We start from the raw sequence: 24,180 nt of genomic DNA on the forward strand, positions 1-24,180 counted from the left end.
GTCGGCGGCTCCGTCGTCGGCTCCGTCGTCGGCGGTACACTCGCGGCACCGGCCGTCCTCGCCCGCCCCTATTCCGTGTGACCGCCCGCCTTCCGTGTGACCGCCCGCCGCCACTGGACGTGACCGCCCGACAGACAAGGACGTCAGCTCATGAGCGACTACATCATCGCCCTCGACCAGGGCACCACCTCCAGCCGCGCCATCGTCTTCGACAAGAAGGGCTCCGTCGTCTCGGTCGGCCAGAAGGAGCACGAGCAGATCATGCCGCGCGCCGGCTGGGTCGAGCACGATCCGATCGAGATCCGCGACAACATGCGTGAGGTGATCGGCGTGGCACTGGGGCGGGCCGATCTCACCCGCCACGACATCGCGGCGATCGGCATCACCAATCAGCGCGAGACCGCGGTCGTGTGGGACAAGAACACGGGCATCCCCGTCTACAACGCGATCGTGTGGCAGGACACCCGCACGCAGGCGATCGTCGATCGCCTCGCCGGCGACGTCGGTGTCGAGCGGTACAAGGACGTCGTCGGTCTGCCGCTCGCGACCTACTTCTCGGGGACGAAGATCGTGTGGATCCTCGAGAACGTCGAGGGGGCGCGCGAGATGGCGGAGGCAGGGGACCTCCTGTTCGGCACCACCGACTCCTGGGTGCTGTGGAACCTGACCGGCGGCCCCGCCGGCGGGGTCCACGCCACCGACGTGACGAACGCGTCGCGCACCCTGTTCATGGATCTGAAGACTCTCGAGTGGCGCGACGACATCCTCGCCGACTTCGGCGTGCCGCGCTCGATGATGCCCGAGATCCGTTCCTCCAGCGAGGTCTACGGCGAAGCGCGCGACACGTCACTGCTGCGCGAGACTCCCGTCGCCGGCATCCTCGGCGATCAGCAGGCCGCGACCTTCGGCCAGGCGGCGTTCGACGCCGGCGAGAGCAAGAACACGTACGGCACCGGGAACTTCCTGATCTTCCAGACCGGGACCGAGATCGTGAGGTCGGAGAACGGCCTGCTCACCACGGTGGGCTACAAGCTCGGCGACGAGCCCGCCCACTACGCGCTGGAGGGATCGATCGCCGTGACCGGGTCGCTCATCCAGTGGCTGCGCGACCAACTCGGCATCATCTCGTCCGCTCCCGAGGTGGAGGAGCTGGCGGCCGCGGTGGAGGACAACGGGGGCGTGTACGTCGTCCCGGCCTTCTCGGGGCTCTTCGCCCCGTACTGGCGCCCCGACGCGCGCGGCGCCATCCTGGGCCTCACCCGCTACTCGAACCGCAACCACATCGCCCGCGCGGCGCTCGAGTCGACCGCCTTCCAGACGCGGGAGGTGCTGGACGCCGTCAACGCGGACTCGGGTGTCGAGCTCGCCGAGCTGAAGGTCGACGGCGGCATGATCGCCAACGACACCCTCATGCAGTTCCAGGCCGACATCCTGGGCGTCCCCGTGGTGCGGCCGGTCGTCGCCGAGACCACCGCGCTGGGCGCGGCCTATGCGGCCGGCCTCGCCGTCGGCTTCTGGAACGGCCTCGATGAGCTGCGGGCGAACTGGCAGGAGGACAAGCGCTGGACCCCGAGCGACGACGTGGCCGAGCGCGAGCGTCAGCTGCGCCTGTGGAAGAAGGCGGTCACGAAGTCGATGGACTGGGTCGACGCCGACGTGACCTGACCCGCCCGGATCGGGCGGTCGGGCCCTTCGCCCGGGGCGGGCGGGCCTTTCGCCCCGGTGGGGTGGGCTTCGGGTGGGGTGGGTCCTCGGGTTCGGGGTCGCGTGTGGTCGTGGGGTGGTGTGGTTCCTCGGGTTCGGGGTCTCGTGTTGTCGTGGGGTTGGGGTGGGCACGCGAGTTCGGGGTCGCGTGTGGTCGTGGGGTGGTGTGGTTCCTCGGGTTCGGGGTCTCGAGTGGTCGCCTCGGCGGGGCGGTGCCGACCAGAGGCGACCCCGAACTCGCGTCGGGCGACCAGAGGCGACCTCGAACTGGAGGGGGTAGCACTGCTCGCCAGCTCGTCTGCCTAGCCTGGTGCCCCCGCCGGGCCCGCCCTGAGGTGCCTCGGATCTCGCCGGTCCGAGCCTCTCTCTGCAGGTTCGGGGTCGCGTCTCGCCGCCTCGGGCCGTCCGTGGCGACCGGATGCGACCCCGAACCCGGGTGACACCGACCAGAAGCGACCCCGAACCCGCGTGGGGCCGACCAGAAGCAACCCCGAACTCGACCAGGGCGACCACAGGCGACCACAGGCGACCCCGAACTCGACCGGGGTGACCACACGCGACCCCGAACTCGCATGCCACCGAACAGATGCGACCCCGAACCAGGGTGAGCTGAGCGGCGGGGCATCAGCGCGCGCCGTCGAGACCGATCACGAGGCGGCGCGGCGCGGTCATCCGGTACGAGGCATCCAGCAGCTCCGCGACCTCGGCCCAGTCGGTGTCGTCGCCGAGGTCGAGGCCCAACCAGCCGTGCGGCCACAGGTAGGCGGGTTCCCAGAACCTCGGATCCTGGCGCAGCGCGGGGGCGTCCTGGTCGTCCGGGCGGAACAGGAGGGCGGTGTCGTGCCGGTCGTGCGTCGCGCCTCGAGGCGAGCCGCCGTAGGACGCGAACGTGCGGACGGTGAAGAACGCCGGACGGCCGTGGCTGATCTTCTCGGCCGCCTCGGGCAGCGACAGGGCGAGCGCTCTGAGGCGCCCCAACACCGGATCGGCGTCGTCGAACATCACCGGATGCGTCATACGGGCATCCTCCCCGACCGTCAGGTCGCGTTCCAGAGGGCTCGGTAGAAGGCGAGGCGTTCCGCGTCGGGCTCGGCGCCGTACGCCTCGATGAGCGCGTCCTCCCAGCCGGGTCCGTAGTTCCACTCCGTGCTCATCGCGGCGACCGCGATGTCCGCCCAGCGATCGGCGATGCCGAGCGCGCCGAGGTCGACGTGCGCGAGCCAGCGTCCGTCGTCGTCGAGCAGGGTGTTCGGGCAGCACGCGTCGCCGTGGCACACGACGAGGCGGTCGGCCGGCGGAGGCGTGCGCAGTTCGCGCGGCACGCGGATGCCACGGCGTCGGGCGTTCGCGACGCGCACCGGCACCGTCCACTCGAACGGACAGTCGGCGACGGGGAGGGCGTCGTGGAGCGCCCGCAGCCCTTCGCCCACCGCGCGGACCGCCGTCGCGGGCTCCTCTATCCACCGCGGATCGACCGCGGATCGCCCCGACAGGGCGCGCGTGACGAGCCACTCGCTCGCGGAGCTCTGCCCGGCCTCGACGACCTCGGGCACCGACACGTAGCGGCTCGCCCACGCGAGCCGGCCCGCCTCGGCGAGCATGGACGTCTCGGCGTTGCGCGGCCCGTGCTTGATGAAGCGCCCGTCGTCCGTCCGGAAGGTGACGCCGCCGATCGCGTTGCGCCAGACCGCCGTGAGTGCGGCGCCCCGGGCGAGGCGCCGCACCGTGCGCGGCGCCTCGACACTGTCGTCCGGGATGCTCACAGCGCCCATTCTGCCCGGGCGCGTCGTGCTCGGGTCCGGCTCACGGCTTCGATTCGAGAAGCTGCCGGAGGACGACGGCGCCGTTGTGCTCCTCATCGCGCGAGGCGGCGAGAAGCGTCACGACGGGATGTCCGGCGATCGCGTCTCGCAGTCTCGCCACCCCGCCGTCGGCGGCGAGCTCGGCGCGATAGCGGTCCGCGAAGTCCGGCCACGGCAGACCGTCGTGGTGGACGGCGCGGCGCAGCTCGGGAGAGGGGGCGACGTCCTTCGCCCACAGACCGAGTGCCGCACGCTCCTTGGTGAGGCCCCGCGGCCACAGCCGATCGACGAGCACGCGGAACCCGTCGTCGTCCGTGGCCTGGTCGTAGACGTGCTTCACGCGGAGGTCCATGCCTCCAGTCAACTCCCCTCGCCACGGCCCGACCAGCAGCGAGCGCCACCGCGAGGCATCCGACTGAGATCCCGCCCGTGTCCCGGGGCGGCCCCGCACGCGCGGCCGCCCCGGGACGTGGCACCCGGATGCGGCGCATCCGGGTCGGGGCGTGGTGAGATGGGCTGTGCCCGCATCCACCGCCCGCCGCATCGGGGTCCTCACCGCCCTCGACGGCGCGGACGGTCCCGCGGTCGCCGTCGGGGATCCCGCTGCGCATCACGTCCGACTCCGTCCCGACGGTCTCCAGCCGACGCTCGGCTCGGGGGCTGCCGGTGCGTCGGTCCCCGCGGCGCCGGTGCCGTGGGATCGCGTGCGCTCCGTGGCCGTCGACCTGCCCACGACGTGGTGGCCGCATCCGGCGATCGCCGACACGGTCGTGCCGGTGATCGAGGGGATCCTGGGCGGCTCCTCCGGGGGCATCGCCGAGACCCCGACCTTCCCCGTGCGGGTCGCCGTCGACGATGGGTCGCTCATCGAGTGGCGGGTGACGCCGCACTACCTCTCCGGCTATCGCCGCCGCGATGCCGCGCTGGCGCGCCGATTCGTCGAGCATCTCGTCGCACGGCCGGACGCGCGCGTCCTGCTCGCCCGTCCCGACGACCTGCTCGCACGACTCGGAGAGATCCTGCACAAGACGTGAGACGCAGTACCGCGTATGCTGATACGCGGTAGCAAGCTCCGCTCGCGTGGCGTGAGCAGTCCGGACGTCGAAGGAGAAACCATGGACATCGCCGGCGCATCCGCGCTCGTCACCGGCGGGGCCAGCGGCCTCGGACTCGCCACCGCCCGGCGCCTGGCGGACGCCGGCGCCCACGTCGTCATCGTCGACCTGCCCTCGTCTCCGGGATCGGAGCGAGCGGAGGAGTTCGGCGGCACCTTCGCCGTCGCCGACGTCACCGACCCCGCGCAGGTCGCCGCGGCGGTGGATGCCGCCGCGGATCGTGGCCCGCTGCGTGTCGTGGTGAACTGCGCGGGTATCGCGCCGCCCGCGAAGGTCCTCGATCGCGAGGGACGGCCCACCGACCTCGCGCAGTTCGAGCGCATCGTGCGCGTCAACCTCGTCGGCACGTACAACGTCATCGCCCAGTCCGCGGCGGTGATGGCGCGTCAGGAGCCCGGTGGCGGCGAAGATCGCGGCGTCATCGTGAACACCGCCTCGGTGGCGGCGTTCGACGGCCAGATCGGTCAGCCCGCCTACTCCGCCAGCAAGGGCGGGGTCCATGCGATGACGCTGCCGATCGCGCGCGAGCTCGCGCGACACGGCATCCGGGTCTGCACGATCGCTCCGGGCATCATGGAGACGCCGATGCTCGCGGGGCTGCCCGAGGCGGCGCAGGAGAGCCTCGGCCAGCAGGTGCCGTACCCGGCCCGGCTGGGGCGGCCCGACGAGTACGCGAGCCTCGTCGCGGAGATCGTCCGCAACGGCTATCTCAACGGCGAGACGATCCGCCTCGACGGCGCGATCCGGATGGCGCCGAGATGAGCGGCTCGATCGTCCACACCCGCGAGGGGGCGCTCGCGCGGCTCACCTTCAACCGGCCCGCGTCGCTGAACGCGATGGGATTCGAGATGGGCACGCTGTGGCGTGATCTCGCCCACGAGATCACGGCGGACCCGTCGGTGGGCGCGGTCATCCTGGATGCCGCGGGGCCGGCCTTCTGCGCCGGGGGCGACGTCGTCGAGATGGCGGCGTCGGGCTCGACCGGTGCGGACATCACGGCGATGGCAGGCGTGATCCACGACGGCATCCGGACCTTCGTCGACTCCGACATCCCGGTCGTGGCCGCGGTGCAGGGAGCCGTCGCCGGCGGAGGGCTCGGTCTCATGCTGACCGCGGACTACGTCGTCGCCGCCGATCGCGCCCGATTCGTGAGCAAGTACGCGAACATCGGCCTCACGCCCGACCTGGGCGTCTCGACGCTGCTGCCCGCGGCGGTCGGACAGACCCGGGCCCTGCGGATGCTGCTCGACGACCTGACCATCGATGCGGCCACGGCGCTGGACTGGGGCCTCATCACCGAGATCGCGGACGACCCCGCCGCGCGCGCCGAGCAGCTGGCCCGGCTCTGGGTCGACGGTGCGACCGGCGCCTTCGGGCAGGCGAAGCGACTCATCCGCGCCGGAGCGCGCCGCAGCTTCGCCGACAACCTCGACGATGAAGCCCGCACGATCGGCGGCAGCTTCGACACCCCCGCGGCGAAGGCACGCGTCGCAGCTTTCGCCGCGGCATCCGCCCGGACCACCCGCGACAGAGGAGACGCATGACGCTCGCCGGAAAGACCATCCTGATGTCGGGCGGCAGCCGCGGCATCGGCCTCGCGATCGCGCTGCGGGCCGCGCGGGACGGCGCGAACATCGCCCTGCTGGCGAAGACCGACACGCCGCATCCGAAGCTCGAGGGCACGGTGCACAGCGCCGCCGCCGAGATCGAGGCGGCGGGAGGGCGGGCTCTGCCGATCGTCGGTGACGTCCGCAACGACGACGACATCACCGCGGCCGTCCTCAAGACCCAGGGCGAGTTCGGCGGCATCGACATCGTCGTGAACAACGCGTCGGTGATCGATCTCTCGGGGACCCTGGAGCTCGCCGCGAAGAAGTACGACCTGATGCAGGACGTCAACGTGCGCGGCACGTTCATGTTGAGCCGTGCCGCGGTGCCCATCCTGAAGGATGCCGAGAATCCGCATATCCTGTCCCTGTCGCCGCCGCTCAACATCACACCGCGGTGGCTCGGCGCGCACACGGGGTACACACTCGCGAAGTACGGGATGACGATGGCGACCCTCGGCCTGGCCGCGGAGTTCGCGGAGGACGGCATCGCCGCGAACACCCTGTGGCCGGAGACCACGATCGCGACCGCGGCCGTGCAGTTCGCTCTCGGCGGCGACCGGATGATGAAGGTCAGCCGCACACCCGAGGTCTACGCGGATGCCGCGTACGAGGTGCTCACGCGTCCGGCGCGCGAGTGCACCGGCCAGACGCTCATCGTCGAGCAGGTGCTGCGGGATGCCGGGGTCACCGACTTCTCCGGCTATGCCGCGACGCCGGGGACGCCCGACGCCGAGCTCTTCCCCGACATCTTCCTCTGACCCCCCCCGCCGCTCCCGCTCACGCCGTTGCGCTCCGCGCCGCCGTCGCGTCTCGCCCCGTGGTCGCGTCTCGCCCCGCGGTCGCGTGTCAGCCGGCCTTCGTCTCGCCCCGCGGTCGCGTTTCGGGCGGGCGAGTGTCCACGACCCGCGGGGTGACACGTCGCTCTTCCCGCGCGTCGTGGACACTCGGCGGGGGGTGGAGGCTTGGATCTGCGTGAGGGGCGCCAGGCACGCAGGGGGATCGGCGGCCCGCCGTCGCACCCCGCTCCGCGGTCGCGTGCGTCAAGCCCCGCGGTCCCGTCTCGCCCCGTGGTCGCGTCTCGCCCCGCGGTCGCGTCATGGGCGGCCGAGTGTCCACGACCCGCGGGGTGACGCGTCGCTCTCGCCGCGCGTCGTGGACACTCGGCGGAGTGTGGGATGCGCGAAGGGCGGGGAGGCGCGAGGCGGGGCGGCGCGAAGGGAGGGGCGGGGCGGGGGCGGGAGGGTCAGATGAGGGAGAGGCGGCGGAGGGCGTTGTGGATGCCGTCGTCGAGCACGCCCGTCGTGACGAGATCGGCCATCGCCTGCAGCTCGGGGTCCGCGTTGCCCATCGCGACGGCGGTGCCGACGGTCTGGAACATCTCGACGTCGTTCCAGCTGTCGCCGATGCCGACCGCGTCGGCGGGATCCATCCCCAGCGCGTCGAGGACCTCGAGGATCGCCGCACCCTTGTTGACGCCCTGCTGGCAGATCTCGCCGTTCGAGCCGCCGGGGAGGGGGATCGAGCCCGGGATGACGTGGAAGTCCGGGCCGAGCTCGTCCGCCGCACGGTCGAGGGTGTCGCTCGACGTGCTGAGGAAGGTGGCCTTCACGACCGCGTCGAGGTCGACCTCGTCGAGCGGACGGTAGTGGTTCAGCAGATCGGTGTCCGCCGCCTCGGCGGCACGGTCGTCGACGCCGTCGACGGGCGGATGCGCGGCACGGCGGAACTCGGCGGCGTAGGCGAGCACGCCGGGGCTGACGTAGACGGTCTGGTCCGTCTGCAGGAAGTAATGGGCGTCGTGCTCCACGAAGTACGCGACCATCCGGTCGACGAGGGGGCGCGGCATCGGATGCGCGACGATCTGCTCCGAGCCCCGCACGGCGAACGCGCCGCCGTTGGTGATCGCGCCGTCGACGGGGATCTCGCGCACGCGCGGGTTGATGTCGCCCGCCGACCGGCCGGTGCACAGGTACACGAGGTGGCCGTTCGCCCGGGCGGCGGCGATCGCGGCGGGCGTCGAGGAGGACATCCGTGATCCGTGCTCGAGGATCGTCCCGTCGATGTCGATGAACACGATGCGGCGGCGGGAGTCGATGTCAGTCACGGTATCCATTCTCCCCGGTCTGCGGGGGTGACTCGTCCGCGGCGGGAGTGCCGGCCCGCTAGCGTGGGCGCCATGGCAGATCTGCGTGCCGCGCTCCGGAGGCGTCCGCTGGTTCTCGACGGCGGCCTCGGCACCCTGCTCGAGGCGCGCGGGCACGACCTCGGCGGCCGGATGTGGTCGGCACGGCTGCTGCGCGACGATCCCGATGCGGTGCGTGCTGCGCACGCGGAGTTCGTCGACGCGGGCGCCGACGTCATCGTGACGAGCTCGTACCAGCTCGCCTTCGACGAGGGGATCGACGACGACGAGGTCGTCGCTCTGCTGCGGCGCAGCGTCCGACTGGCGCGAGAGGCGGGCGCTGCGTTCGTCGCCGCGTCCGTGGGCCCTTTCGGTGCGGTGCGGGCGGACGGGAGCGAGTACACCGGCTACGACGGCATCGACCTGGAGACCCTCCGCCGCTTCCACCGCCGCCGCCTCGCGGTGCTCGCCGACGCGGGAGCGGATGCGCTCGCCGTCGAGACGATCCCCGATCGCGTCGAGGTCACCGCTCTCGTGCGCGAGCTCGAAGGCCTCGGCCGGCCGGACCTGCCCGTCTGGATCAGCCTGTCCGGCTCCAGCACGGCGCTCGCCGGCGTCGAGCTCGCGCGCGGTCTCGACGAGGCCGCCGCGGCGCCCGGGATCGTCGCCGTCGGCGTCAACTGCTGCCCTCCGGACCTGGTCGCGGGCGCCCTCGCCGCGCGGCCGGCGGGCGTCGCGGGGGTGGCGTATCCGAACAGCGGCGAGGTATGGGATGCCCGGGAACGGGTGTGGACCGGGTCGGGCGGGATCCCGACGGAGTCAGCCCGGGAGTGGATCTCCGCGGGCGCGCGGCTCGTCGGCGGGTGCTGCCGCACGACACCCGCGCACATCCGGACGCTCGTCGACTCGTCGGAGTGACCCGGCCGAGGCCCCGCGGTCGCACCTCGGCCGCGCAGTCGCACCACGGCCGCGCAGCCGCACCTCGGTCGCACCGCGGCCGCGCAGCCGCACCACGGCCGCGCGGCCGCGGCCTCGCACCCGCTCCACAGGCGCCGCGGATCGGAGGAGCGATCAGATGAGGCCGTGCGCGAGGAACGCGGCGTGGATGCCGTCCTCGTCGATCGCGGTGGTCACCTCGTCGGCGAGGGCCTGCACCTCGGGGGAGGCGTTCCCCATCGCGATCGACAGCCCGCACACCGCGAACATCTCGGCATCGTTCCAGTTGTCGCCGATGCCGATCGCGTCGGCGGGGTCGATGCCGAGGTGGGCGAGCAGGGCGAGGATCGCGGCACCCTTGTGGACGCCGCGCGGAGCGACCTCGCCCGAGGCCCGGAAGGCGACCGGGATCGTGCCGCTCACGACCTCGAATTCGGCCCCGAGCTCGGTGAGCGTGCGGGCGGCGGCGTCCTCGTCGTCGGTGAGGAAGACGAGCTTCGCGATCTTCGTGTCGTCGAAGCCCTCATAGTCGTGGAACACCTTCGTCGGCAGTCCCGCGCGGGTGAAGCGCTCCGTCAGCAGCTCGGGCAGGCCCTGGCTCGCGAACATCTGGTCGAACGACTGGAAGTAGCCGTGGATGCCGGCGGCCTCGAGGTGGCGCTTGAGCCGGGAGACGTCCTCGGGGGCGAACAGCGTCGCCGCGATGACCTCGTCGCCGACGGCGGCGAACGCCCCGCCGTTGGTGACGGCGCCGTCCACGCCGATCTCGCCGACCTCGCCCTGCAGCTCGGCCATGCCCCGGCCCGTGCTGAAGAACACGAGATGACCGTTCGCGCGTGCGGCCCGGATGGCGGCCACGGCGGACGACGGGATGTAGTGGCCGTCCTGCATGATCGTGCCGTCGACATCGAGGAAGATTGCGCGTCGGCGGAAGGCGGCGGGGGCGGTGCTCATGGGTTCTCCGGGTGGGCCAAAGGGACGGACGAGGGACGGACGAAAAGCGGACGAAAAGAGGTGGGGGATGCGGGGCGGGCGCCGCCGGCGCGATGGCCGACGGCGCCCGCTCCGGCGGTGATCAGGCCTGCAGCGAGGCGCCGTTCGTGCGGATGACCTCCGCGTACCAGTCGAACGACTTCTTCTTGTACCGGTCGAGGGTGCCCGATCCGTCGTCGTTGCGGTCGACGTAGACGAAGCCGTACCGCTTGCTCAGCTGCGCGGTGGAGGCCGACACCAGGTCGATGCAGCCCCACGACGTGTAGCCGAGGACGTCCACGCCGTCGGTCAGCGCCTCGCCCACCTGCACGAGGTGGTCGTTGAGGTACGCGATGCGGTAGTCGTCGAGGACGGTCTTCACGCCGTCGACCTCCACGAGCTGGTCCTTCGCGCCCAGACCGTTCTCGACGATGAACAGCGGCTTCTGCCAGCGGTCCCAGAACTGGTTGAGCACCAGCCGCAGGCCCACCGGGTCGATCTGCCATCCCCACTCGCTCGCCTCGAGCGTCGGGTTCGGCACGCCGCCCATGATGTTGCCCTGGCCGGCGACCTTCTTCTCGGGGTCGGCGGTCTGGGCGACCGACATGTAGTAGCTGAACGAGACGAAGTCGACGGTGTTCGTGAGGTCGTCGCGGTCCTCGTCGGTGATCTCCAGCTCGATGCCCTTCTCGCGGAGGGTCCGCAGGAAGTAGCCGGGGTACGCACCGCGCGTGTGCACGTCGCCGTAGACGAGGTTGGAGTGGTCGAAGTCCATGACGGCGACCGCATCGGCCGGCGAGGGCGTGAGCGGATAGGTCGGCATCGAGAGGACCATGCAGCCGATCTGCGCGTTCGGTGCGACCTCCCGCGCGATGCGGGTGGCGCGGGCGGATGCCACGAGCTCGTGGTGCATCGCCTGGTACAGCGTCTGCTCGCTCAGCTCGTCCTTCGGGGTGTTGATCCCGCCGGACATGAACGGCGCGTGCAGCAGCGAGTTGATCTCGTTGAAGGTGAGCCAGTACTTCACGCGCGATCCGAACCGCTCGAAGAGGGTGCGGGCGTAGCGCTCGTAGAACCCGATGAGCCGTCGGTCGGACCAGCCGTCGTAGGTCTCGGCGAGATGCAGCGGCGTCTCGTAGTGCGAGATGGTCACGAGCGGCTCGATGCCGTGCTTCTCGAGCTCGTCGAGGAGGCGGTCGTAGAACGCCAGCCCGGCCTCGTTGGGCTCTTCCTCGTCGCCGCGGGGGAAGATGCGGCTCCACGCGATCGAGAAGCGGTAGGTCCTGAAGCCCATCTCGGCGAACAGGGCGATGTCCTCCGCGAAGCGGTGGTAGTGGTCGATGCCGACGAGCTTCAGGTTCTCCGGGGTGGGCTCGGCGGTGCGCGGGCTCATCAGGCCGTGCGGCATGACGTCCTGGACCGACAGGCCCTTGCCGTCCTGGTCGTACGCGCCCTCGAGCTGGTTCGCGGCGGTCGCGCCGCCCCAGAGGAATCCGTCGGGGAAGGGGGTGGGAGTGGACATGCGGTGTCTCCTTCGTTGCGGATCGGCGGGGGCCCGTCGCACGCTCGGGGCCCCCGCCGAGGGGATCAGAGGGTGGTCGAGCCCGCCGCGACAGAGTCGACGGACACGGCCGTGAACAGCGGGTCGCCGTGCGCGATCGGGCCGGATGCGGCGGAGGCGATGGCCGGATAGAGGTCGGGGTTCGTGACGATCACGGGGGTCGTCAGGTCGTACCCGGCGCGTTCGATGGCGTCGCCGTCGAACTCGACGAGCAGGTCGCCGGCGCTCACCTGCTGCCCCGACGTGACCTTCACGGTGAAGTGCTCGCCGCCGAGCTTGACGGTGTCGAGGCCGATGTGGATGAGCACCTCGGCGCCGTCGGCGTGGCGCAGTCCGAACGCGTGCCCCGTGGGGAAGGCTGCGACCACGGTGCCGTCGAAGGGCGCATAGACCGCACCGGAGCGCGGGCGGATCGCGACCCCCTGCCCGAGCGAGCCGTCCGCGAACGCCGCATCGGCCACCTCGCTGAGCGGCACGACGGTGCCGTCCAGGGGGGCGAGGACGTCCACGTCGTTCGCGGCGTCGGTGCCGGCGACCTCGGTCGCGGGGGCGTCAGCGGGCTCCTTGAAGCCGACCACCAGGACGAGCACGAACGGCAGCACGATCGCGACGAGGAGGCCGAGGCCCAGCATCACCATGTTGCCGTTGCCGAGCAGGGCGGTGAGCGCGAGGCCGGACGGCACCACGAAGGCGGTCGAGTACACGCCGCCGAGCGCGATGATCGCACCGCCGAGGGCGCCGCCGACCACACCGAACGCGAAGGGGCGCTTGAGCGGCAGGTTGATGCCGTAGATCGCGGGCTCGGTGATGCCGGCGAGGAAGCCGGAGAGCGTCGCGGGGGCGGCGAGCGACTTCAGGTTCTTGTTGCGGGCGCGCACCCACACGCCGGCGACGGCCGCGGCCTGGGCGAGGACGGCGGCGAAGAGCGGTCCGAGGAGGAAGATCTGGCCGGTCGTCTGCAGCTCGATCTGGAACAGCGGCACGAAGCCCCAGTGCAGACCGAAGATCACGAAGACCTGCCACAGGCCGCCCATGACGGCACCACCCAGCCACGGGGCGGCGGTGAAGATCCAGCCGACCCCGCCGCCGATCGTGCGCGAGAGCAGGTCGGAGATCGGGCCGACGACGAGGAACACCAGGGGCACGGCGATGAGGACGACGATCATCGGCGTGACGAACCGTCGGATCGCGGCGGGGAGCTTCGCGTAGAGGAACCTCTCGGCGTAGCTCTGCAGCCAGACGATGAAGATGATCGGGATGACGCTCGAGATGTAGCTGACCATCGTGAAGGGGATGCCGAAGAACGTGAGATCCGGCTGGCCGTTCGCCGCGACGATCGTCGGGTAGACGAGGGCTCCCGCGATCGCGAGGGACGTCCACTCGTTCGCCTTGAAGTAGCGGGCGGCGGTGATCGAGAGCACCATCGGCAGGAAGTTGATGAAGGCGTCGGACAGCGCGTTCAGCACCATGTAGGTCGACGTCGCCGGGTCGATCCAGCCGAAGGTCACCGCCGCAGAGAGGAACGCCTTCAGCAGGCCCGTGCCGGCGAGGGTCCAGAGGGCAGGGGTGAAGATCGAGGAGATCATCGAGATGAAGCGGTTGAAGAGGTTGCCCTTCGGGCCGGACGACTCGCTGTTGCCCTCCTGGCCGCCGCCGAACCGCGAGATCTTGCCGATCTCGGCGAACACCTCGGGCACGTCGTTGCCGATGACGACCTGGTACTGACCGCCCGCCTGGGCGACCGTGATGACGCCGGGCGTCGCCTTGACCGCGGCGCCGTCGGCCTTGCTCTCGTCCTTCAGGACGAAGCGCAGCCGCGTCGCGCAGTGGACGAGGGAGCTGACGTTGTCTTCGCCGCCGACGCCGGCGAGCACGCCGGCCGCGGTCTTCGCGTAATCCGCCATCGGATTCGCCTTTCCTTGTTGAGGGCGCTCGGGCCTCCGTGCCCGGGCAACAAAAAAACCTGGACTCGGTGAATGCCGGAGCATTCGGTGAGTCCAGGTTTCGCCCGCTGATGCGGTAACGATCCGGAGATCTGGCTCCATGCTAGCGCATGTTGTCGCCCGTCGCACCAATCTGCGTCTTCAGCCGCTCGACGTGCACGATGAGGTAGAGCACTTCCTCGTCGGTGAGCTCCGCCGAGGTCGCGCCGTCGACGTAGGCCTTCACGTCGCGCGCGATCGCGTACGAGGCGGGGTAGCTGTGCGTGGCGAACTCGAAGAACGACGTGTCGCCGCTCGAGAGCATCGTCCGGCTGACGAGTCGCTGCAGCAGGAACTGCACGTGCAGGATGAAGCGGGCGTAGTCGGGGCTCTCGACGTCGAGCGTGACCCCGAGGCCCTGCTCGACGACCTCGACGACGTGCTGTACGCGGCGGAAGAGCAGCGCCGCGGTGCCGTTGGGCTCGTCGCGCGTGGCGTTGAGGAGGTGCATCGTGAGGAAGACCGCCTCTTCGGGGGGCAGCTCGCGGTGCAGCTGGTCGGCGATCTCCTGCGTCATCTGCTCGGCCGCGGCGAACTCGTGCGGGTGGAGCACCCGCAGTTCGGGCATGGAGGTCGTCGGGATGCGCAGGCCCTGGTCGAGCCGCTCGAGGACATACGCGATGTGGTCGATCACGGGCACGGCGAGGCGCCGGCCGAGGGAGCGTCCGAGGGTGCGCTCGGCGCGGTCGACCGCGCGGGTGACGGCCTCGACGATGGCGTAGGGGACGTCCGTGAGGAGCCGGCGCTCGCGCTCGCCTTCCGCGCCGGTGTCGAGGATGAAGGTCTTCTCGACCTTGGCGGGGTCGACGGGATCGGCGATCTTCAGGCCGAACCCGAGACCTCGGCCCATGAGCACGCGCTCGCGGCCCGATTCGTCGACGGAGATGACGACGTTGTTGTTGAGCACCTTGTGCGCGGCCAGGCCGTGCATGACGGCTCCGGATGCCGCCTCGTCGGGGCTGCTCATGCCCAGAAGTCTAGAGCGGTAGCGTGGCGGAGTGACCGCCCGCGAACCCTTCTCGTGCCTGAGCTGACGCTCGGCGCCTGGGCGGTGCTTGCGCTCGGTGCCGTCGTCGTCGGTCTCTCCAAGGCGGCGCTGCCGGGTGCGGGCACCCTCGCGGTCGTGCTGTTCGCCGCAGTCCTTCCCGCGAAGGAGTCGACGGGCACCATCCTGATGCTGCTCATCGTCGGGGATGCCTTCGCGCTGATCAGCTACCGTCGGCACGCGGACTGGCGCACGATCGCGCGGATGGCACCCGCGGTCGTCGTCGGGCTCGCCGCGGGGGCGGTCTTCCTCGCGTTCGCCTCCGACGGCCTCGTCCGCGTGACCATCGGCGTTCTCCTGCTCGGGGTCGTGGCGGTGACGCTCTGGCGCCGACGCGCGGGCGCGGTGCGCGATGGTGGGGGACCTCTCGTCGCCCATGCCTACGGGGGCGTCGCGGGCTTCACGACGATGGTCGCGAACGCGGCGGGCCCGGTGATGTCGATGTACTTCCTCGCGGCGCGCTTCCCCGTGCAGGCCTTCCTCGGCACCTCGGCGTGGTTCTTCGCGGCGGTCAATCTGGCGAAGCTGCCGTTCTCGATCGGGCTCGGTCTTCTGACGCCCAGCGGTGCGCTCACGGCGCTGGTGCTCGTGCCGGCCGTGATCGCCGCCGCCTTCGTTGGGCGGATGTTCGCGCGGCGTGTGGATCAGCGTCTGTTCGACCGCATCGTGATCATCCTGACGGTCGTCGGCTCACTGTTCCTCCTCCTCCCGCGCTGACGCGCATGCAGGGTCGCCATCGGGAGGGCGAGGAAGCCGTCGCTGCGCGACCGTCCGACACGAATTCCGTGAGAGCTTGACGTCCGCCGATCCGTGCTCAATAATCACTCCAGGTGTTAAATCGATTTATCACGGGGAAGTGATGACATGGCGAGGGTGCGCATCTCAGACGTCGCGGCTGCGGCCGGCGTGTCTGTGACCACGGTCTCCCTCGTGCTGAACGATGCGCCGTCGCGGATCTCCCAGGAGACGCGGGAGCGCGTGCGCGCCGCGGCCGACGCCGTCGGATACGCTCCCAGCTCACTCGCCCGCGGCCTCCGCCAGCAGCGCACCAACACGGTCGGACTCATCTCCGACCAGATCGCCACGACCCCGTACGCGGGTCGGATGCTCGCCGGTGCGCAGGATGTCGCGCGCCGCCACGGCCAGCTCGTCTTCCTCGTCGACACCGAGGGCGACGCCGACGTGGAGCGCGCGGCCATCCGGGCACTGGCCGCGCAGCAGGTCGACGCGACCATCTACGCGTCGATGTGGCATCGGGTGGTGCGGGTGCCGGAAGGCCTGCCCCGTGACGCGGTGTTCCTGGACTGCACGCCCGAGGTGCCCGGCTTCCGCAGCGTCGTCCCGGACGATCGCGCCGGCGGCGCGGCCGCCGCCCGCGAGCTCGTCGGAGCCGGTCACCGCCGCATCGCCTTCGTCAACACGGCGGACACGGTCGATCGCCCGATCGCGGCCGATCTCCGCTTCGAGGGCTACCTGTCGGTGCTCGCCGAGGCGGGCGTCGCCGCCGACCCCGCGCTCTACGCGGAGGGCGAGGTCTCGGCGCGAGGGGGGCGCCAGGCCGTCTCGCAGCTGCTCGATCTGCCCGACGAGCAGCGGCCGACGGCGATCTTCTGCTTCAACGACCGCATGGCCGCCGGTGCCTATATGGCGGTCCGCGCCCGGGGGCTGCGCATCCCCGAGGACATCTCGATCATCGGCTACGACGACCAGCAGCTCATCGCGGCCGAACAAGACCCTCCCCTGACCACCGTCGCCCTGCCCCACTACGAGATGGGGCGATGGGCGATGGAGGTCGCGCTCGGCATCCGCGCGGGGGAGACGGATGCCACGCACCAGATGGAGTGTCCCGTCATCCGACGAGACTCCGTTGGTCCGCCGCCGGCGCTAGTCGCCAAACCAAGCCGGCGACGGACGTCACACACAGAGCGGTCGCACTCAGCGACCCCCGAACGGTGACCGACACCGCGGTCACAAGAATAGGAAACCACAATGAAGCGCACATCCGTGTCGGTCCTCGCCGCGGCGGGGCTCGTCGGAGTGCTGGCACTGACCGGCTGCGGTCAGGCCGGCACCGGTGACAGCAAGACGGAGGACGGCAAGACCAAGCTGACCATGTGGACGCATTCGGCCGGAAACCCCGCCGAACTCGCCGTCTACCAGCAGATCATCTCCGACTTCAACGCGTCGCAGGACCAGTACGAGGTCGTCGAGGAGTCCTTCCCGCAGGGCGCATACAACGACGCCGTCGTCGCGGCCGCCGCCTCCGGCGACCTGCCGTGCCTGCTCGACCTCGACGGCCCGATCATGCCCAACTGGGCGTGGGCCGGCTACCTCCAGCCCCTCGGCATCGACACGAAGATCACCGACTCGCTGCTGCCGACCGCCGTCGGGAAGTGGGACGGCGAGATCTACTCCGCCGGCTACTGGGACGCCGCGCTGTCGATCTTCGCCCGGAAGTCCGTGCTGGAGAAGAACGGCATCCGCATCCCCACGGTCGACCAGCCCTGGACCGAGGACGAGTTCGACGCGGCCCTCGCGACCCTCAAGGCCGCCGGCTACGAGACCCCGATCGACATCGGAGCCGAGGACAAGGGCGAGTGGTGGCCGTACGCCTACTCCCCGCTCCTGCAGAGCTTCGGCGGCGACCTGATCGACCGCAAGACGATGCTCACGGCCGACGGAGCCCTCAACGGACCCGACGCGGTCGCCTGGGGCACGTGGTTCCAGAAGCTCTTCACGGACGGCTACGCCAACGCGAACGGCACGGTGGGCAACCAGGAGTTCGTCGACGACAAGGTGGCGCTGAGCTACACCGGTGTCTGGAACGCGCTGGCCTCGGTCGACGCGGTCGGCGACGACCTCGTCATCCTGCCCCCGCCGAACCTCGGCCACGGCCCCAAGATCGGCGGCGGTTCGTGGCAGTGGGCCATCTCGAAGTCGTGCAACGACGCCGAGGGCGCCCGCAAGTACCTCGAGTTCAGCTTCCAGGACAAGTACATCACCCAGTTCGCCGACCAGCAGATCGTGATCCCCGCGACCGAGTCGGCCGCGCAGGCGTCGAAGTACTTCGGCGACGGCGGCGTCCTGCGCCCCTTCGTCGAGCTGTCCCAGAAGTTCGCGGTGCTGCGTCCCGAGACGCCGGCCTACGCCGTGATCTCGACCACGTTCGAGACCGCCGCGAAGGACATCATGAACGGCGCCGACGTGAAGTCGTCGCTGGATCAGGCCGTCAGCGAGATCGACGCCAACATCGCGTCGAACGACGGATACGGCTTCAAGAAGTGACCCGCGGAGTGGGCGGGGAGGAACCTCCCCGCCCACTCCCCGCACCGACCTCGAGAAGAGCTCTCATGACTGTGTCCTCTGCCATCGTCGCGGCCGAGAAGCCGCGACGCGCCCTCGGCCGATTCCGCTCCATCCGCGGCCGCGAGACCTGGGCGGGCCTCGCGATGATCGCGCCGGCCGGCATCCTGCTGGTGCTGTTCCTCGTGATCCCGGTGCTGCTGGCGTTCGGTCTCTCGTTCACCAACGCCCGCCTGATCTCGCCCAACCCGCCGCGCTTCGTCGGCGTCGACAACTTCGCCCGGGCGTTCGGCGCCGATCCGATGTTCCTGCAGTCCGCATGGAACACGTTCCTGTTCGCCCTGGTCGTCGTGCCCGTACAGGCCGGCCTCGGACTGCTGCTCGCGGTCCTGGTGAACCGCCGGATGCGCGGAGTCACCGCCTTCCGCGTGATCTTCTTCATCCCGGTCGTCACCTCGATCGTCGTGGTCTCGATCCTCTGGAAGTTCATGTACCAGAAGGACGGGCTGATCAACTCGTTCATCGACACGCTCACCTTCGGGGCGTGGCAGAGCGTGGACTGGCTCAACAACCCGACGACGGCGCTCCCCGCGATCATCGTGCTGTCCATCTGGCAGGCCGTCGGGTTCCACATGATCATCTGGCTCTCCGGGCTGCAGACGATCCCCGAGGAGCTGTACGAGGCGGCGAAGATGGACGGCGCGAGCCCCTGGCGCCAGTTCACGAGCGTCACGTGGCCCGGCCTGCGTCCCACCATGATCTTCGTGCTCATCACCATCACGATCGCCGCTCTCGGGCTGTTCGTCCAGGTCGACGTGATGACCCAGGGTGGCCCGACCGGATCGACCTCGACGATCGTCTACCACGCCGTCCGCAAGGGGTACCAGCAGCAGGAGATCGGATACGCCGCGGCGATCTCGCTGATCTTCTTCGTCGCGGTGCTCATCATCGCGCTCATCCAGCGCCGGCTCACGCGAGACAAGGACTGACCCATGACCGCCACCCAGACCCTCACGGCCCCGCCGTCCGGGGCTCTCCCGGGCCGGCCGCGCCGCGGCCGCAAGCCCGTGAGCGAACGGCGCAATCGCCGCATCGGCTCGATCTTCTACTACCTCGCGATGAGCGTCTTCGGCATCGCGTTCCTCTTCCCGCTCGTGTTCATGTTCGTCTCGAGCCTCAAGCCCGACAGCCAGATCCTGCAGGACGTCAACTCGCCCGCGGCATTCCTGCCGGTGGGGGACATCAGCCTCGACAACTACTTCGGCGTGTTCGACCGGGTGCCGGTCGCGCAGTTCATGTTCAACTCCGTGCTCGTCACCGTGCTGACGGTGGGGCTGGGGCTGATCGTGAACTCGATGGCCGGATTCGCGCTGTCGCGTCTGCGCTGGAAGGGGCGCGTCGTGGTGATGGCCCTCATCATCGCGACCCTCATCGTGCCCTTCGAGACGATCGCCGTGCCGATGGTCTACTGGGTCTCCCAGCTGCCGACCCTCGTCATGGAGGGCGGGGTGCTGAAGTACGACTTCGGGTGGCTGAACACCTACCAGGTGCAGATCGTCCCCTTCATCGCGAACGCGTTCTCGATCTTCCTGTTCGCGCAGTACTTCTCCACGATCCCCGCGTCCCTCGACGAGGCCGCGCGCATCGACGGGGCGAGCTGGTTCACGATCTACCGCCGCATCATCGTCCCGCTGTCGGGGCCGGCCTTCGCGACGGTCGCGATCCTGACCTTCCTGCCGGCGTGGAACCAGTACCTCTGGCCGCTCATGGTCGTCCAGAAGGAGGGTCTGCGTCCGGTGATGGTCGGCATGCAGTACTTCTTCCAGCTGAACACGGCGTGGGGAGAGGTGATGGCGTACACCTCGCTCATCACGCTCCCGGTGCTGCTCGTCTTCCTGGTCTTCCAGCGGGCGTTCGTGAGCAGCATCGCCGCCAGCGGTGTGAAGGGCTGAGCCGCATGTTCGACCTCTCCTCCTCCTGGGTCTGGGACTACTGGTTCGCCGACGACGGCGAGCGGTACCACCTGTTCTTCCTCTACGCCTCGCGGGCTCTCCACGACCCCGAGGCCCGCCACTACCGGGCATCCGTCGGCCACGCGGTCTCGGACGACCTCGTCACCTGGACGCGCGTGGCCGATGCGCTCGTGCGGGGCGAGGCGGGGTCGTTCGACGACCTCGCCACCTGGACCGGCTCGACCGTCCGCGGCGCGGACGGGCTCTGGTACCTCTTCTACACGGGCTCGACCCTCGCCGACGGCGGCAAGAACATCCAGCGCGTCGGCTACGCGACCTCGCCCGACCTCGTCGTCTGGACGAAGGCTCCGGAGTCCGTGGTCGAGGCCGCCGCGCCCTGGTACGAGACGATCGACAGCGGCGCCTGGCACGACGAGGCCTTCCGCGATCCGTGGGTCTTCCCCGACCCCGATGGCGACGGGTGGCACATGCTGGTCACCGCGCGCGCCCCCGAAGGGCCGGTGTTCGGGCGCGGTGTCGTCGGCCACGCCTGGTCCCCGGACCTGCGCACGTGGGAGCTGCGACCGCCGCTGACCGCGCCGAGCGAGAAGGGCTTCGGTCAGCTCGAGGTGACGCAGGTCGAGGTCGTCGACGGACGTCCCGTGCTGCTGTTCTCGTGCCTCGCCGAGCACGGGATGCCCGCGCGCGCGCCCGAGCGCGGGGGCACGTGGGCCGTCCCGGCCGAGAGCCTGCTCGGGCCGTTCGACATCGACGCGGCCTACCCGATCACCGATGAGAGCCTCTACGTCGGGCGGCTGCTGCGGCGCCGCGACGACGGCCGGTGGCTGCTGTTCGCCTTCCGTCACCTCGACGGCGAGGGCGCGTTCGTCGGCGGGGTCACCGACCCTATGCCCGTCGCCTGGGTGGACGACCGCCTCACCGTCGTCGACGACGCCCGCCTGGAGGGTGCGCCCGCACCCGTCTGACCCGCAGAGAAGGAGAAGGATCCGATGACGCATCCCGACCACCCGACGCGTCGCCGCGCGCTCGCCGCCGGCCTCGCTCTCGCCCTCGCCGGCGCCGCGGCTCTCGCCGTGACGCCGGCGACGGCCGACGATGCGTCGCCGACCCTGCGGGCGCAGTACCACTTCACCGTGCCCGACCACTGGAAGAACGATCCCCAGCGGCCGGTCGTGATCGACGGGGTCCTGCACTACTACTACCTGTACAACTCCGACTACGACGCGAACCCGCGGGCCAACTTCGGCACCGAGTGGCGCCTCGCGACGAGCAGCGACGCCGTCGCGTTCGCCGACCAGGGCGTCGCCGCCGCCAAGGGCACGAACGCCAACTACGACCTCTGGTCGGGCTCGGCGGTCGTCGACCACGCGAACACCGCCGGCTTCGGCGCGGGCGCCGTCGTGATGCTCGTGACGCAGATGGACCACCCCACGGCGGCGCAGAAGCTCGACGCGTCGGGGCAGCAGGCGCAGTTCCTCTGGTACTCCGTCGACGGTGGGCGGACGTTCCGCCCGGACGGCGATCAGCCCGTGATCCCCGGGGAGGGGCGACGCGACGTCCGCGACCCGAAGGTCGTGTGGGACGCCGACCGAGGGCGCTGGGTCGCCCTCATCGCCGAGCGCGACCGGGTCTCCTTCTACACCTCGCCCGACCTGCACCACTGGACGCGGACGGGGGAGTACGTCAACGCCGGCATCGGCACGATCGAATGCCCCGACCTCTTCCGCATCCGCGCCGACGACGGCACGTCCCACTGGGTCATGGGCGTGAGCGCGAACGGCTACGCGACGAACGAGCCCGCCACCTTCGCCTACTGGACGGGATCGTTCGACGGCTCGACCTTCGTGCCCGACGTCGCCGCGCCGCAGTGGCTCGACCACGGGTTCGACTGGTACGGCGCGGTGACGTGGGAGGACCCGGCCGCGCCGCTGGACCGCCGCCTCGCGATCGCGTGGATGAACAACTGGGACTACGCCCACGGCGCCCCGACCTGGCCGCAGGACGGATTCACCGGCACCGACTCGATCACGCGCGAGATCCGCCTCGCCCGGACGGGCGAGGGGTACAGCCTGCTCTCCGCCCCGGTCGACGCCCTGCAGGACCATGCGACGCGGACGACCACGCTCGGCGACGTCCGCGTCGACGGGTTCACCGAGCTCGCCTACCGCGGCGACGCGTACGAGATCACGACGCGCATCTCGCGGCAGGAAGCGGACAACGTCGGGTTCCAGCTGCGGCGCTCCGCGGACGGCAGCCGGCACGCCGATGCCGGGCTCACGCGCGACTACGCGTACCTCAACCGCGCGCAGACCGGTCGCCCCGACTCGTGGAAGGTCGAGAGCCGGACGCCCGTGGACGGCACCGACACCGTGGAGCTGCGCATCCTCGTCGACCGCACGACGGTCGAGGTCTTCGTCGGCGACGGGCGCTACACGCATTCGAGCCAGGTGTTCGCACCGGCGGGCGACCGGGGCCTCGCCCTCTACACCTCGGGCGGCGCTGCGGTGTTCCGCGACCTGCGGATCACCGAGTTCGCCGACCTCGCGCAGCGACCGGCCCGCCTCCTCGCCGACTTCGAGGGCGACGCGTGGGGGGCGGGGTGGACGGCCACCGGGTCGCTCGCCGGGATCGGCCCGACGACGAGCGACCTGCGCGGGCAGGCGGGGGCCCGTGTCGCCGACACGTTCGCCGGGTCGGACGCCGCGACGGGGGTCCTCACCTCGCCGCCGTTCACGATCGACCGGAACGCGCTGCACTTCCTGATCGCGGGCGGGAGGCATCCGCTCGGCGTGGAGCCGGCCACCTCGGTGCAGCTCCTCGTCGACGGCGTGCCCGTGCGCACCGCGACCGGCGACGACTCGGCCGATCTCCGCCCCGTCACGTGGAACCTGCGCGACCTCGCCGGGAAGACGGCGCAGTTCCAGGTCCTCGACGACGCGACCGGGGCGTGGGGGCATCTCATGGTCGACCACGTCGTGCTCAGCGACTGACGGGGAGGGCGAGCCGATGGGCTAGCGTCGAGGGTGCGCGCGGGAGGTCAGCCGGACGCCCGCGCGCACCGATGCCGGAGAGGGACGACGTGGCCAGGCCCAAGCTGCAGGATGTCGCCGCGCGCGCCGGCGTGTCGGTGACCACCGTCTCGCGCGTGCTCAACAACCGCGGGTACCTCAGCGACGACCTGCGCCGACGCGTGAACGCGGCCATCGACGAGCTCGGATACCGGCCCGACGCGATCGCCCGCTCGCTCATCGGCCGGAAGTCCGGGCTCGTCGGCGTCATCGTCCCGACCGTCGCCGACCCCTTCTTCGGGGAGCTCGTCTCGTCGATCGAACGCGGACTCGCCGCCCACGGCTACAAGGCGCTGCTGTGCGACTGCCAGGAGAACGCCGGCCGCGAGGCGGAGTACCTCGATCTGCTCCAGGCCAACCGCGTCGACGGGGTGATCACCTCGACGCACAACCGCGACGTCGCGGGGTACGACCGCGCCGAGCTACCGATCGTCGCGGTCGACCGTCGGCTCGGCGCGCACATACCCGTCGTCCGCAGCGACAACCGCGCCGGGGGACGCCTCGCGACGGAGCACCTACTGGCCCGCGGGGCGCTCTCCCCGATCCTGATCACCGCGACCGATCACGCGGGCAACGACCGCGCCGCGGCGTACCGGGAGGTCATGGGCGCGCACGGACGCGAGCCGCGGGTGCGTGCCTACGGCTACGCGACCCCGATGGACGACAGACGCGCCCTCGTCGAGACCTGGCTCGCCGACAGCGGTGCCGACGGCGTCTTCGCGACCGACGACCTCACCGCCCTCATGGCGCTCGAGTGGGCGCACAAGACGGGGCGGTCGGTGCCGGGCGACGTGCGGATCGTCGGCTACGACGGATCCGCCGCCGTCCGCCTCGGCGTCCCCGGACTCACCACGGTCGGCCAGCCGATCGGTCGTCTGGGCGCGCGGGCCGCGCAGCTGCTCGTCGACCGCATCGCGGACCCGGATGCCGCGCCCACAGCCGAGCCGCCGCTCCCGGTGGAGCTGCGGCTCGGCTGGACCACCTGAC

The 24,180-nt window shown here is 70.8% G+C and carries 22 protein-coding genes; 14 read left to right on the forward strand and 8 right to left on the reverse strand.

Translation table 11 applies throughout. The features are described from left to right. The first annotated feature begins 150 nt into the window (after positions 1–150). The gene (gene glpK / locus WFI00_RS10000; protein ID WP_336631897.1) at positions 151–1,665 is read left to right on the forward strand and encodes a glycerol kinase GlpK; all 1,515 of its coding nucleotides are present in this window, start codon (positions 151–153) and stop codon (positions 1,663–1,665) included. A gap of 663 nt (positions 1,666–2,328) precedes the next feature. Here glpK and WFI00_RS10005 read toward each other — a convergent pair. The 3 genes from WFI00_RS10005 to WFI00_RS10015 are packed head-to-tail and all read right to left on the reverse strand — an operon-like array spanning position 2,329 to position 3,858. After that, complete coding sequence (locus WFI00_RS10005; protein ID WP_336631898.1) at positions 2,329–2,721, reverse strand: MmcQ/YjbR family DNA-binding protein; 393 nt, start codon at positions 2,719–2,721, stop codon at positions 2,329–2,331. 20 nt (positions 2,722–2,741) lie between these two features. Then, the gene (locus tag WFI00_RS10010) at positions 2,742–3,467 is read right to left on the reverse strand and encodes an aminoglycoside 3'-phosphotransferase (RefSeq protein ID WP_336631899.1); all 726 of its coding nucleotides are present in this window, start codon (positions 3,465–3,467) and stop codon (positions 2,742–2,744) included. 40 nt (positions 3,468–3,507) lie between these two features. Then, complete coding sequence (locus WFI00_RS10015; protein ID WP_336631900.1) at positions 3,508–3,858, reverse strand: DUF488 domain-containing protein; 351 nt, start codon at positions 3,856–3,858, stop codon at positions 3,508–3,510. A 166-nt stretch (positions 3,859–4,024) separates the two neighbouring features. Between WFI00_RS10015 and WFI00_RS10020 the strand changes: the two genes are divergently transcribed. The 4 genes from WFI00_RS10020 to WFI00_RS10035 all read left to right on the forward strand — a co-directional run bounded on the left by WFI00_RS10020 (position 4,025) and on the right by WFI00_RS10035 (position 6,989). Next, positions 4,025–4,540 (forward strand): hypothetical protein, encoded by a 516-nt coding sequence (locus WFI00_RS10020; protein ID WP_336631901.1) that lies wholly within the window; start codon positions 4,025–4,027, stop codon positions 4,538–4,540. An 81-nt stretch (positions 4,541–4,621) separates the two neighbouring features. Beyond that, positions 4,622–5,383 carry an SDR family NAD(P)-dependent oxidoreductase gene (locus tag WFI00_RS10025; RefSeq protein ID WP_336631902.1) on the forward strand — a complete coding sequence of 254 codons (762 nt, stop codon included), beginning with the start codon at positions 4,622–4,624 and terminating at the stop codon, positions 5,381–5,383. After that, positions 5,380–6,165 carry an enoyl-CoA hydratase/isomerase family protein gene (locus WFI00_RS10030; protein WP_336631903.1) on the forward strand — a complete coding sequence of 262 codons (786 nt, stop codon included), beginning with the start codon at positions 5,380–5,382 and terminating at the stop codon, positions 6,163–6,165. The genes WFI00_RS10025 and WFI00_RS10030 overlap by 4 nt, the downstream gene beginning before the upstream one ends. Further along, on the forward strand, positions 6,162–6,989 hold the full coding sequence (locus WFI00_RS10035; protein WP_336631904.1) for an SDR family oxidoreductase: 828 nt from the start codon (positions 6,162–6,164) through the stop codon (positions 6,987–6,989). Before WFI00_RS10030 ends, WFI00_RS10035 begins: the two co-directional genes overlap by 4 nt. 485 nt (positions 6,990–7,474) lie before the next feature. On the opposite strand, the gene WFI00_RS10040 is transcribed toward WFI00_RS10035, so the two are convergent. Beyond that, a complete protein-coding gene (locus tag WFI00_RS10040; protein WP_336631905.1) occupies positions 7,475–8,335 on the reverse strand; it encodes a Cof-type HAD-IIB family hydrolase in 861 nt (286 codons plus the stop codon). 72 nt (positions 8,336–8,407) lie between these two features. Between WFI00_RS10040 and mmuM the strand changes: the two genes are divergently transcribed. Next, the gene (mmuM, locus tag WFI00_RS10045; protein WP_336631906.1) at positions 8,408–9,271 is read left to right on the forward strand and encodes a homocysteine S-methyltransferase; all 864 of its coding nucleotides are present in this window, start codon (positions 8,408–8,410) and stop codon (positions 9,269–9,271) included. 153 nt (positions 9,272–9,424) lie between these two features. Here the strand turns inward: mmuM and WFI00_RS10050 are convergent, their stop codons facing one another. From WFI00_RS10050 to WFI00_RS10065, 4 genes are all read right to left on the reverse strand, one after another. Beyond that, positions 9,425–10,243 carry an HAD family hydrolase gene (locus WFI00_RS10050; protein ID WP_336631907.1) on the reverse strand — a complete coding sequence of 273 codons (819 nt, stop codon included), beginning with the start codon at positions 10,241–10,243 and terminating at the stop codon, positions 9,425–9,427. Positions 10,244–10,364: 121 nt separating this feature from the next. Beyond that, positions 10,365–11,783 carry a glycoside hydrolase family 1 protein gene (locus WFI00_RS10055; RefSeq protein ID WP_336631908.1) on the reverse strand — a complete coding sequence of 473 codons (1,419 nt, stop codon included), beginning with the start codon at positions 11,781–11,783 and terminating at the stop codon, positions 10,365–10,367. 65 nt (positions 11,784–11,848) lie between these two features. After that, complete coding sequence (locus tag WFI00_RS10060; RefSeq protein ID WP_336631909.1) at positions 11,849–13,726, reverse strand: beta-glucoside-specific PTS transporter subunit IIABC; 1,878 nt, start codon at positions 13,724–13,726, stop codon at positions 11,849–11,851. A 142-nt stretch (positions 13,727–13,868) separates the two neighbouring features. Then, complete coding sequence (locus WFI00_RS10065) at positions 13,869–14,771, reverse strand: PRD domain-containing protein (protein WP_336631910.1); 903 nt, start codon at positions 14,769–14,771, stop codon at positions 13,869–13,871. A gap of 54 nt (positions 14,772–14,825) precedes the next feature. On the opposite strand from WFI00_RS10065, the gene WFI00_RS10070 reads away from it, so the two are divergent. The 8 genes from WFI00_RS10070 (at position 14,826) to WFI00_RS10105 (ending at position 24,179) form a co-directional block, all read left to right on the forward strand. Further along, entirely contained in the window at positions 14,826–15,566 is a 741-nt protein-coding gene (locus tag WFI00_RS10070; RefSeq protein WP_336631911.1) for a sulfite exporter TauE/SafE family protein, read from the forward strand. Between the two features lie 147 nt (positions 15,567–15,713). After that, on the forward strand, positions 15,714–16,805 hold the full coding sequence (locus tag WFI00_RS10075) for a LacI family DNA-binding transcriptional regulator (protein WP_336631912.1): 1,092 nt from the start codon (positions 15,714–15,716) through the stop codon (positions 16,803–16,805). A 33-nt stretch (positions 16,806–16,838) separates the two neighbouring features. Continuing rightward, complete coding sequence (locus tag WFI00_RS10080) at positions 16,839–18,134, forward strand: sugar ABC transporter substrate-binding protein (protein ID WP_336631913.1); 1,296 nt, start codon at positions 16,839–16,841, stop codon at positions 18,132–18,134. A gap of 65 nt (positions 18,135–18,199) precedes the next feature. Beyond that, positions 18,200–19,141 carry a carbohydrate ABC transporter permease gene (locus WFI00_RS10085; protein ID WP_336631914.1) on the forward strand — a complete coding sequence of 314 codons (942 nt, stop codon included), beginning with the start codon at positions 18,200–18,202 and terminating at the stop codon, positions 19,139–19,141. 3 nt (positions 19,142–19,144) lie between these two features. After that, on the forward strand, positions 19,145–20,104 hold the full coding sequence (locus tag WFI00_RS10090) for a carbohydrate ABC transporter permease (RefSeq protein WP_442928318.1): 960 nt from the start codon (positions 19,145–19,147) through the stop codon (positions 20,102–20,104). A gap of 5 nt (positions 20,105–20,109) precedes the next feature. Continuing rightward, complete coding sequence (locus WFI00_RS10095) at positions 20,110–21,090, forward strand: glycosyl hydrolase family 32 (protein WP_336631915.1); 981 nt, start codon at positions 20,110–20,112, stop codon at positions 21,088–21,090. Positions 21,091–21,114: 24 nt separating this feature from the next. After that, positions 21,115–23,115 carry a glycoside hydrolase family 32 protein gene (locus WFI00_RS10100; protein ID WP_336631916.1) on the forward strand — a complete coding sequence of 667 codons (2,001 nt, stop codon included), beginning with the start codon at positions 21,115–21,117 and terminating at the stop codon, positions 23,113–23,115. An 89-nt stretch (positions 23,116–23,204) separates the two neighbouring features. Further along, positions 23,205–24,179, forward strand: a complete 975-nt coding sequence (locus WFI00_RS10105) for a LacI family DNA-binding transcriptional regulator (protein ID WP_336631917.1) — start codon at positions 23,205–23,207, stop codon at positions 24,177–24,179. The last annotated feature ends 1 nt before the right edge of the window (position 24,180 follow it).

The sequence above is a fragment of the Microbacterium sp. MMO-56 genome (genome assembly GCF_037146215.1).
Taxonomy (GTDB): domain Bacteria; phylum Actinomycetota; class Actinomycetes; order Actinomycetales; family Microbacteriaceae; genus Microbacterium.